The 11032-nt window shown below is 29.8% G+C and carries 12 protein-coding genes; 4 read left to right on the forward strand and 8 right to left on the reverse strand.

Translation table 4 applies throughout. The features are described from left to right. Positions 1 to 103: 103 nt before the first annotated feature. On the reverse strand, positions 104 to 1102 hold the full coding sequence (gene gap, locus ACNQ2T_RS03340; RefSeq protein ID WP_474623436.1) for a type I glyceraldehyde-3-phosphate dehydrogenase: 999 nt from the start codon (positions 1100 to 1102) through the stop codon (positions 104 to 106). A 346-nt stretch (positions 1103 to 1448) separates the two neighbouring features. Between gap and mnmG the strand changes: the two genes are divergently transcribed. Together mnmG and ACNQ2T_RS03350 are read left to right on the forward strand one after the other, a co-directional pair. Further along, positions 1449 to 3284, forward strand: a complete 1836-nt coding sequence (gene mnmG / locus ACNQ2T_RS03345; RefSeq protein WP_418035991.1) for a tRNA uridine-5-carboxymethylaminomethyl(34) synthesis enzyme MnmG — start codon at positions 1449 to 1451, stop codon at positions 3282 to 3284. A 44-nt stretch (positions 3285 to 3328) separates the two neighbouring features. Then, on the forward strand, positions 3329 to 3763 hold the full coding sequence (locus ACNQ2T_RS03350) for a 23S rRNA (pseudouridine(1915)-N(3))-methyltransferase RlmH (protein ID WP_418006152.1): 435 nt from the start codon (positions 3329 to 3331) through the stop codon (positions 3761 to 3763). Between the two features lie 44 nt (positions 3764 to 3807). Here the strand turns inward: ACNQ2T_RS03350 and ACNQ2T_RS03355 are convergent, their stop codons facing one another. The 7 genes from ACNQ2T_RS03355 to ACNQ2T_RS03385 all read right to left on the reverse strand — a co-directional run bounded on the left by ACNQ2T_RS03355 (position 3808) and on the right by ACNQ2T_RS03385 (position 9780). Beyond that, positions 3808 to 5262, reverse strand: a complete 1455-nt coding sequence (locus tag ACNQ2T_RS03355) for a hypothetical protein (RefSeq protein WP_418035993.1) — start codon at positions 5260 to 5262, stop codon at positions 3808 to 3810. 40 nt (positions 5263 to 5302) lie between these two features. Continuing rightward, positions 5303 to 5734 carry a hypothetical protein gene (locus ACNQ2T_RS03360; protein WP_416755707.1) on the reverse strand — a complete coding sequence of 144 codons (432 nt, stop codon included), beginning with the start codon at positions 5732 to 5734 and terminating at the stop codon, positions 5303 to 5305. A 101-nt stretch (positions 5735 to 5835) separates the two neighbouring features. After that, complete coding sequence (gene rlmD, locus ACNQ2T_RS03365) at positions 5836 to 7158, reverse strand: 23S rRNA (uracil(1939)-C(5))-methyltransferase RlmD (RefSeq protein WP_418035995.1); 1323 nt, start codon at positions 7156 to 7158, stop codon at positions 5836 to 5838. Continuing rightward, entirely contained in the window at positions 7146 to 7691 is a 546-nt protein-coding gene (gene rsmD / locus ACNQ2T_RS03370; RefSeq protein WP_418006156.1) for a 16S rRNA (guanine(966)-N(2))-methyltransferase RsmD, read from the reverse strand. The genes rlmD and rsmD overlap by 13 nt, the downstream gene beginning before the upstream one ends. Positions 7692 to 7760: 69 nt before the next feature. Next, positions 7761 to 8762: a tryptophan--tRNA ligase gene (gene trpS, locus ACNQ2T_RS03375; RefSeq protein WP_418018274.1), complete on the reverse strand. Its 1002-nt coding sequence runs from the start codon at positions 8760 to 8762 to the stop codon at positions 7761 to 7763. A gap of 95 nt (positions 8763 to 8857) precedes the next feature. After that, the gene (locus tag ACNQ2T_RS03380) at positions 8858 to 9340 is read right to left on the reverse strand and encodes a hypothetical protein (RefSeq protein ID WP_418035997.1); all 483 of its coding nucleotides are present in this window, start codon (positions 9338 to 9340) and stop codon (positions 8858 to 8860) included. A 41-nt stretch (positions 9341 to 9381) separates the two neighbouring features. Continuing rightward, positions 9382 to 9780 carry a hypothetical protein gene (locus ACNQ2T_RS03385; protein WP_416755702.1) on the reverse strand — a complete coding sequence of 133 codons (399 nt, stop codon included), beginning with the start codon at positions 9778 to 9780 and terminating at the stop codon, positions 9382 to 9384. Positions 9781 to 10042: 262 nt separating this feature from the next. On the opposite strand from ACNQ2T_RS03385, the gene rpsD reads away from it, so the two are divergent. Both rpsD and rpmE read left to right on the forward strand, forming a co-directional pair. Beyond that, a complete protein-coding gene (gene rpsD, locus ACNQ2T_RS03390; protein ID WP_416755700.1) occupies positions 10043 to 10642 on the forward strand; it encodes a 30S ribosomal protein S4 in 600 nt (199 codons plus the stop codon). A gap of 24 nt (positions 10643 to 10666) precedes the next feature. Then, positions 10667 to 10879, forward strand: coding sequence for a 50S ribosomal protein L31 (gene rpmE / locus ACNQ2T_RS03395; RefSeq protein ID WP_416755699.1), 213 nt, complete (start codon positions 10667 to 10669; stop codon positions 10877 to 10879). The last annotated feature ends 153 nt before the right edge of the window (positions 10880 to 11032 follow it).

Consider the following 11032-nt stretch of genomic DNA (forward strand, 5'->3'; position numbering starts at 1 on the left):
ATTGTCCCATGATATTTGTACCATTTAGTTGTCCCAAATATCTTTATTGATTCGTTATATAAAAAACAAGCTAGCCTAAGCTAACTTGCTCCATATTTATTAATTATAATTTTACAAAGTATTCTACAGTTCTAACAAGTTGTGAAACGTATGACATTTCATTGTCGTATCATGAGTATAATTTGTACATTTTTCCATCAACTGTATCTTTTGCTGAAGTCATTAATGAGTCGAAGATTGAACCGTGGTGTTGTCCAATGATGTCTGAAGATACAAGTGGTAATGTTGAGAATTCAAGTGTTTCACTTGCTGCTTTCTTCATAGCTTCGTTAATTTCTTCAACTGTAGGTTGTTTTTCTAACATAACTGTTAAATCAACTAATGATCCTGTAATTGTAGGAACTCTAACTGCAACACCATCAAGTTTTCCTGCTGCTTCTGGAACTACAAGTCCAATAGCTTTAGCTGCACCTGTTGATGTAGGAACCATGTTTTGAGCTGCTGCTCTAGCTCTTCTTAAGTCTTTGTGAGGAGCATCTTGTAATCTTTGGTCAGCTGTATATGAGTGGATTGTTGTCATGTATCCTGATTTTAATCCAAAGTTGTCAACAAGAACTTTAACAACTGGTGCTAAACAGTTTGTTGTACATGAAGCTGCTGAGATTAATTTGTCTTCTGAGTTTAATTCTTTGTGGTTTACATTGTAAACGATTGTTTTAACATCTTTGTCAGATGGTGCTGAAACAACAACTTTTTTAGCTCCAGCTTTTAAGTGTTTTTCTGCACCTTCACGTTTTGTGAAGAATCCTGTTGATTCAACAACTAGGTCAATTCCCATTTCACCTCATGGAAGGTTTTCTGGATCTCTTTCTGATAAAACTTTAATTTCTTTACCATTTACAACGATTGCACCTTCTTTAACAGAAACTTCTACTGGTAATGCATGGTATGCTGTATCGTATTTTAATAAGTGAGCTAATGTAGCTGGGTCTGTTAAGTCGTTAACAGCCACAACTTCCATATCTGTTGATTTAGTTTCTAGTAATCTACGTAAGAATAATCTTCCGATTCTTCCAAATCCGTTAATTGCTACTTTTTTCATAATCTTCCTTTCAAATAGTTTAATTATTAATAAAAAGTATCCCTTTTTATGTTCGGTTATATTATATTAGTTTTTTTATAACTAGTTACAGTTTTTTTATTTCTTTTCAATTTATTTTTTCGCTCCCTTAAAAGCAAAAAGTTAAAAAAGTATATTAATTTTTAGCTAAATATTATCTTTTATAAAATCAGTCAATAAATAAAAGTCATATTAGCACTAATTTAATTAGCATTTTTACCAACTTGGCAAAAAGTTAGCTAAATTCCCTAGTTTCTTATATTATAGGGGTAAAAATGCTTAACTTTTTTATGTCGATTTAAATTCAAAATAGTAAAATATAAAAACTATGAATAAAACAGTTTCAAATAATAAATATGATGCAATAGTAATTGGTGGAGGTCATGCTGGAGTTGAAGCAACTTTTGCTTTAGCAAATATGGGGCATAAAGTTGCTTTAATAAGCTTTGATCTTTCACGGATTGCTATGATGCCATGTAACCCATCAATTGGTGGTCCAGCTAAGGGAATCATTACTCGTGAAATTGACGCTTTAGGAGGAGTACAAGGTTATTTTTCAGATCTAGCAATGATTCAAATTAAAATGTTAAATGAATCAAAAGGGCCAGCAGTTAGAGCAATGAGAGCTCAAATTGATAAAGAAAAATATTCAAGAATTATCTTAGAAGCTTTACAAAAACACCCAAATGTTACTTTAATTGAAGGTGTGGCTGAAGAAATTCTAGTTGAAAATAACTCATTTAAAGCAATCAGACTTGAAAGTGGAGAAATTTTAGAAGCTAAAGAACTTGTTATTACAACAGGAACTTACATGAATTCTCGTATCCTAAGAGGTGATCAAATCACAATTTCAGGGCCTGATAACCAAAAAACTACTCCTAAGCTTTCTCAATCATTAGCTAAACTTGGCTTTGAATTACAAAGATTAAAGACTGGAACTCCTGCTAGAGTTTTTGCTGATTCAATTGACTTTTCTAAAGTTGAAAAAGAAAACTTAGAAGATACTTATTTATCATTTTCAACTAGATCAAATGTTAAATTAGATAAACAAATTTCATGTTATCTAACTTATACCAACGAAAAAACACATGAAATTATTCGTGAAAACATTGGACGTTCAGCTATGTATTCAGGTTTAATTGAAGGAATTGGTCCAAGATACTGTCCAAGTATTGAAGATAAGGTAATGCGTTTTTCAGATAAGCCACGTCACCAAGTGTTCTTTGAGCCAGAAACAGTAGATGGATCAATTATTTACGTAAATGGAATGTCAACTTCTATGCCTGTAGAAGTGCAAGACTTAATGTTACGTACTATTCCAGGACTTGAAAATTGCAAAGTTCAAAAATGAGGATATGCAATTGAATATGATGCCTTAAACCCATTACAAATTTCGCCTTCTTTAGAATCTAAAGTTATTAGCAATATCTTTACAGCTGGTCAAATTAATGGAACTAGTGGATATGAAGAAGCTGCTGCTCAAGGATTAATGGCTGGAATTAATGCTGGAAGAAAACTTGAAATTAAAGAACCTTTAATCTTAAAAAGAGATGATGCTTACATTGGTGTTTTAATTGATGATTTAGTAACTAAAGGAACTAAAGAACCATATCGTATGCTTACAAGTAGAGCAGAATATCGTTTATTACTTAGAAATGATAACCCAGATTTAAGACTAGCTAAATACGGAAATGAAGTTGGATTAGTATCTGATGAACAATACCAAAAAGTAGTTGATAAATATGCAAGTATTCAAGCTAAAATTGATGAATTAGCTAATTCATATCTATCTTCAAAAAGTCCTTTAGCTCAACGTCTAGGGGTCGAAAATGGTGTTTCACTTCTTAGAGTGCTTGCTAGACCAGATGTTGAAGCTAGCGAAGTAGTGGGTGACTATGAATTCAAAAACGAATTAACCATTATGGTTAGATTAGATGGTTACATTAAGAAACAACAAGCTGAAGCAAATAAAATGAATAAACTTGAAAACTTTAAAATACCTCAAGATATCGATTATGATAAAGTGCCAAATGTAGCTACAGAAGCAAAACAAAAATTAGCTAAAATTAGACCTTTAACAATTGGCCAAGCATCTAGAATCAGTGGAATTAACCCTGCTGATATTCAAATGTTGATGTTTTATATTGAAACTAGAAATAAATAGAGACTAATTTCAAATAATATTAGTCACTTGTTCCAGGAGGAAAAATGAAATTAAATATTATTTGTGTTGGATCCTTAAGTAAGGAATTTAAAGTTCTTTATGATGACTATGCTAAGAAAATAAACTATTTTTGTAAGCTAAATGTTATCGAAATTAAAGAACAAAAGATTGAAAACATTGAGCTAAAGAAACAAAAGGAAACTGAATTAATTTTAGAAAAGATTCCTAAAAATTCTAAAGTATTTTACCTATCTCTTAGAGGTAAACAATATTCGAGTGAAGAATTTGGCAATCTCTTTTTAGATGTTGATAACGTAACTTTTGTTATCGGTGGTTCAAATGGTGTAATTGAATCTTACTTCCCAAATCAAATAAACTTTTCAAAAATGACATTTCCTCACCAACTCTTTAGAGTTATGCTAGTGGAACAAATTTATCGTGCATTTACAATTCGCAATAATATTACTTATCACAAATAGAGGCTAGTGCCTCTTTTTTAATACAAAAAAGCCACTGCTGTGGCTTAATAAGTAATTTTGCGTTTTTGTTTTAAAACACGTTGATCAAAGTAATCAAGTGTTGAATAAATAGTAATTAATAACACTGTATAAATTGGAATTGAAATAAATGAACACAGTACAATTGGAATCATAAAATAGATGTATTTATCTTCAAGCAAGTAATTCTTTCCATTGAAGTAATTCATATATTTAATATAAACATATGGTCCATAAATTCATCTTGCAATTACAATAACTGAGATAACTAGGCCAAATGAGATTAATAATTTCTTAACAAAGACTAACTTTGGTACTAAATTAAATTGTTCTTGACTTAAGTGACGCATTTTAATTCATATAATTGCAGTAAGGGTTATAGCAACTGCTAAGAATGCTCCACTTAATGCTACCATACTTCAAATTACTGCATCAGATAAGGTTGAAACTCCAAAGGTACGAGTAATTCTTCATCCCGTTGCATTTCCATTTTTCTTATCAATACCAAAGAAGTTCTTTAATATTCCTGAATCCGGATCAATGTTATGTAAATAAGCAGCATATGCTGTAGCGCTTAATAAAGCAACAAAAATTATGACTAATATAATAGTTGTAACTAAGGAAGCTACTTTTGTATTTGCTTTATACATTCATAAAAAGGCTTTAGCAATCAATACTACTGCCACTGGTACTATGGCATACATTCAGAATCATGACCAAATTCCACCAGTAAATAGTAGTGAAGCAAAGTCAGCTATTAATCCTAGTAATGAAGCTTTAAAAGTTGAGAAAAATAAGGCAAATATAATATAGAAAACATATTCAAAGCTTAGTCCAACTTTAGATAATCCAGTAAATTTTGTTAAGGTTGTAATTATTAAGAATAATCCAAGTAAAACACTTGACATCGTTAGGTCTTGGACTGAGAATGTAAATTCATCTTGGATCACTTTAGTAAACTTACTATTACTTGTTAAATTAATTAAATAACGAATATTAGTAAGGTCTTGTAAAGCATTAATATTTTTATTTTGAGGTACTAGGTGGTTTTCTAATACTAGTGTTTTGTATAGTAAGCTAGAAATAGGTAAAAATGTCACAAATCAATCTAGCTTAATTAATTTGTTATATTCTTTAGCATTATATTTTAGCGAGCTAAATACTGCTTTTAAACGATAGTGCAATTGGTAGGTCTTAATGTAAATTCAAAAATTATAATATACAAAAATTAATACAGCGACAATAATATAGGTGTATCAAGTTTGATATACAGCTTGATTTTGTGTTTTATAAGCATTAACTATTCCCAGTACTAGGAATGTGATAAATAAGGCTTGATAAATGAATTGCGCTGCAAAAATAGCAAAGCGTTGTTTTCTTGTTTCACTATGTAGCAGTTGCAGTCTTTCTTGTAAAAATCAAGTATTACTGTCAAATGTTTGGCTTGTTTTGTACTTTCTCTTTTTCTGGTCTATAATCATATGGTAATATTTTAATACAAAAACTTTTTTTTCAACTATTTTAGTAACAATTGTTATTACTTTTAGGCTTAATATTAATTGAGATAAGTTTTGAGATCTTAAGCTTTTGCTCTAATACTTGAACAAAAGCATCAAGTAGTTCTAACTCATTACTTTCAGCTATCTTTTCCCCAATAATTTCATTATGTATATTGGTAAACTTCTCTATAAAAATTCTAAGTGGTATTTTATAAATAGTTTTGAATTCAACAACATAGTTAGTAATTTGAGATCAAGTATAAATTAATAATTGTTTACAAATAGTGTTTTCAGGATAAGTTTTTATTTTTTTAACTTCGCAAAATAATATATCAGTTTTTGAAACTAAAATAGGCATAACATAATTAGACTCAATTTGTTCTTGCTGAGCAATCAGATTACCAATTTCATCATTCATTTGGTAAATTTCAAATAATTTTAATTCTGTTTCCATTATTTCCTTTCATTATATAAATTAAAAATAATCTAAAGAGAACTAAAAAAGTAAAAGAAGTACAAAAAAACACTAGAATTTCTTCTAATGTTTAAAACTTTTTAGTTATTTTTGGCTTTTAATAAGACAACTGTTTCAATATGAGCAGTATTTGGAAACATATCAAACCCTTGAACATATGAGATATTGTAATTTGAAGCTAAATCTTTTAAATCACGGACTAATGTTTTCGGATCGCAAGACATATAAACTATATTTTGGATTTGATTTTGTTTAATTCAAGTAATAAATTCTTCAGTAATTCCGCTACGAGGTGGATCTAAGATTAGAATTGTATCTTGTAAGTTCTTAACTTGCTTTTTAAAAACTGTGCCTGAATCCCCGACATAGTATTGTCCATTTATTTGGTTATGTTGGGCATTGATTTTTGCATCCAGTATAGAAGAAGGAGCTATATCACTTCCAATTATGTGCTTGTGACCACCTACTAGTTGTCCAATAACCCCAACTCCACAATAAGCATCTAAAAGAACTTGACTTTGAATTTGGGCAACTATATCATGAATTTTGGCAAAAATTATTCCTGCCATTGCACTGTTAATTTGGAAAAAAGAATTTATATTGCAGTTAAATTGCATATTATTTAATTCCATTGTAAATGGCTTAGTGTTATACAAGTTAATGGTTTTATCCTTCTTTATAATATTGAAATCCACAATTGCTTGATATTGCTGAATTTTAGCTAGCAATTTAGTAGGTAAATCATAATCAGAGTTAATTTTTAACGCTAGTGAAATTTCATCTTGCTTATTAGCACGCAAAGTAATTTCTTCATAGAAAGCTAGGTGCTTTTGTTTATTATTAGCTGAGTAATAATTATTTAATGTGTCTAATAAATAGTTTATTGCTAGATTAATAGCTTGATTATTTTGGCTAAAATTGTTTGCTAAATGTAAATTATTTGACTTAATATCATATTCAGCTACAAATAGCTGGTTATCTTGAATAATAAAAGGATAGCGTACCTTATTACGGTAATTATTTATCACTGGGCTAGGAGTAAATGAAACATAATTTTCAAGTACTTCTGGTCCTAAATTTCAAGCTAATAATTTACTTAAGTATTGATCTTTAAATTTAATTTGTTCTTGATAATTTAAATTAATTAAAGGAGCTGAATTAATGCAATCTTGTTGTTTGGCATTACGCATTAAAGAAGGAACTAGCAGCTTGCTAACTTTAGCAAAAGCAAACTTACTATTGACTTTTAATAATTGTACTTTAGCTTTTTCTCCTGGAAATAAGTCGCTTGTAAAAATAGCATACCCGTTTTCATCCCGGGTTGTTCCAAGGCCTTCATAGCTTAATTCGCTACAAGTTACTTCAATGATTTGATTCTTTTGATATTGATTTAGTTTTGACATAAAAATAGTATCTCGATCTTTCCATATTTCTTGCTTTTATAAACCTTTAAGCCAGCAGGCAAGGCTATTTTGCTAGAGTTGTCTGTTTCAACAATAATTTCAAAATCATCTTTGAGTAATGATTTTTCAACTAGTTTAGCTAAGCAAGCTGAAACTAAATCATACTCAATAAAAGGTGCATCGATAAAAACAAAGTCATATTGCTTATTGCTATGAGCTAAAAAAGCTAGTGCATCTTCATTAATTAATTCAATCTTATTAGCTTCAGGTATTTTATTAATATTACCTTTAGTAGTTTTTAATACCACTTTGTTTTTTTCAATCGAAGTTACAAAACTAGCTCCTCGAGAAATAGCTTCAATACTTCAAGCTCCTGATCCTGCAAATAAATCTAAACAAGTTGCATTTTCAAGCTTAAATTGTAGTGATGAAAAGACTGCTTCACGCACTTTATCTGTGGTTGGGCGAGTATATTTTTCATCTGGTTGTTCAATTTTGTACCCACGGTACTTTCCTGCAATAATTCTTAACATGTTGTAATTTTATCAAATTTAGGCCATTTAACTTGCCAGTTTTAAATATAAAAAACTTGCATTTGCAAGTTATTTTTTGGCATATAGTCCCATTTTTTTCATTAGCTTATTTAAGTTGTGCGAAGCAATTTGAGAAGCTTTTTGAGCCCCTTGATCAGTAATTTGATCAGCTATTTTTAGGGCACTTTCATATTTTGCTTGAATATTAATTAATAAGTCACGAACAACTGTAGCAACAGCTTCTTTAAATTCTTTATAGTCTTTATCTTTAAATAAGGCTTCAGCTTCTTGTAATGTAATATTACTTAAAGCAGCATAAATATTTAATAAGTTTAATATTCCAGGTTTTTCAGGTGAAATATAAACTTTACCTTCTGAATCCGTGACAGCTTTCATAATTTTGTTATAAGCTTGTTGTGGATTTTCAAGTAAATATATTGTTGACTTAGTACCATGTTCACTTTTTGACATTTTACTATTTGGATCAGTTAAAGATTTAATTCTAGCTCCAACTTTTGGAATGTATCCTTCAGGTAAAGTAAAACTAGTGTGATATTTAGTATTAAATCTTTCGGCAATATTTCTAGTTAATTCAAGGTGTTGAGTTTGATCTTCACCAATTGGAACTAAATCAGGGTTGTAAAGTAAAATATCTCCTGCCATTAATGTTGGATACATTAATAAGTTGGTTGGAATTTTGCTAGTTCCATTTCCTTGTTTAAGCTTAGTTGCTTTATCTTTATACTGTGTCATTCTTTGTAATTCACCAAGTGTAGTTTCTGAAGCACATAATCATTGCATCATAGCGTGTTCACTAACTTGTGATTGGTAAAAAATAGTTGCTTTTTCAGGATCTAGTCCACATGCTATATATAAAGCTACTATTGTTTTACGGGCTTTTTTTAGTTCAATTGGATCCACTGTCCCTGTGGTTAAGGCATGTAAGTCTGCTACAAAGAAGTATGAATCGAATTCATCTTGTAAAGCCACAAAGTTTCTTAATGCTCCAATATAATTTCCTAATGTTAAATCTCCAGTAGGTTTAATCCCACTTAATAATCTTTGTTTCATTGTTCTCCTAATTAGTATAAATTTATTATAATCAATTTAATTTTTTCTGTATTAAAAATCCCATAAAACATTACTTTTATGGGATTAAATTATTCCTAGAAAATATCATTTGAGTGGTATATATTTGGTTTTGGTTGAGCAGTTTGTTGATTACTTGCCACAGCATGCATTGCTTGAGATGCAGATACAATTAAAATAATGTTTCCTATTGTTGGTAGGCAAAATGTAAGTCCAAAACCAACCCATGTTAAAGTTTTTGCAGAATCATGGTTTTGATTAAGGGAAGCAACTGTATTAGTGGTGCAAACGAAAACAATATTTAAAATCATACATATGCTTATAGCAATTGAGGTTATAACTCCAAATACAAAAGGAATTAGTTGTACTCCTCCAAAGATATTTTCAAAATTAGGTGTTGAATTATTATTCCCATCCATAGAGCTTGCCATATTTACGGTATTGAGGGTTAATAATATTAACCACAGAACAAAGAAAAATATACATAAGAATGTTAAAACTAAAAAAGCAATATTAACCCCTTTAATTCTCTTATATCCATTATATAAATCTGTATTCATTTTTACTCCTTTGTATAATTATACGACTTTTAAAGCTATAATTAGCACTCTTTGGGCATTTTTAAGATCTTATTTTGTTTTACAGCTAAGACAATATTTGCTATTCCAAATAAGAAAAGTAGTGTAAAAACTAATCATATAAGCATATCGTTTCTCAATGCTATGTCTTCTTGTGACTCAAGGGCCTTAAAAACTGTGATGTGCAGTATGATATTTACTATCTCGCTAATTAATCATATAGCCCCTAAAATAGAGCAAACATAGATTCCATAACCATAGAAAAGTATTGTTAAAGTTAGCATCCATGAATCTGTAGCTGTAGCAGCAATTATTTCTGGTGTAGCAAAAAAGACAATTGCAGCTAATGCCAAAACAAAAAATATAGTTGCTGTAACAATATTTGCTATTTTGGCTTGCTTAATTTTGTTAATTTTATTCATTTTTCATTTCTCCTTAAAATCGAAATTATTATATAAAATCTTTTACACCTATATTCTAGCACTTAATTAATTAAATTAATTAGTTATATATATGTACTAATCTGTTAAAATAAATAAGCATAAAAACAGCAGTTTATTATGATTGGAAAATAAATTTAACGAATTATTCTTGTTAGTAAGTTAGCTGCTTAACCGAAAACATTAAGTTAAACTTATCCAATTAGAAATAAACCCTCTCATTATGCAGAAAGAGGAAAATCATATGTCAAGATACACAGGACCTGTATTTAAAAAATCACGTCGTTTAGGATTTTCAATTCTTGAATCAGGAAAAGAATTTGCTAAAGGAAAGAAAAGAACATACGCTCCAGGGCAACATGGAAACAAAAGAGTAAAATTATCTGAATACGGATTACACTTATACGAAAAACAAAAAGTAAAACACTTATACGGAGTTAACGAAAAACAATTACAAAAAGTATTCCAAAAAGCTGTTAAAGCTAAAGGAATTACAGGGACAAACATGCTTCAATTATTAGAAACACGTTTAGACAACTTAGTTTACAGAGCAGGATATGCTACAACACGTAGACAAGCACGTCAATTAGTAAACCACAACCACTTTGTTGTTGATGGTAAAAAAGCTAACATCCCTTCAATGGTTATCTCAGTAGGATCAGAAATTACTCTTAAAGAAAAATCAAGAACAAACAAACAAATCGTAGAAGCTATGGAAGCTCGTGAAGCTGCTTCATGATTAACAAGAAAAGACTTTACTACTAAATTAGATCGTTTACCAGAAAGAAATGAATTACACCCAGAAATCAAGGATGCTTTAGTTGTTGAGTTCTACTCAAAATAATAACTAAATCTAAGGAGAATTATTATGAGACAAAACATTCACCCAGAATACCACACAGTTGAAGCTACTTGCTCAACATGTCAAAAATCATTTACTTTCAAATCAGTTAGACCTAACTTTACAGTAGACGTTTGTTCAGGTTGCCACCCTGTATTCACAGGATCAAAAGCTCAAGTTAAAGCAACAGGAAGAATCGACAGATTCAACAGAAGACTTGAAAAAAAGAACGCTAAATAATAATGCATTCTGCAGTAGCTTAGGCTACTGTTTTTTATAAAAAAAGTGAATAATATTAAGCAATTAAGCTAAATATTATTCACTATATAAATGTAATAACAAAAATAAGAATAAATAAACCAACTTATACTTTTTCTGGTTTAAATATTCTTA

It is taken from the genome of Mycoplasma haliaeeti (assembly GCF_048284645.1).
Lineage (GTDB): Bacteria > Bacillota_I > Bacilli_A > Mycoplasmatales > Metamycoplasmataceae > Mycoplasmopsis.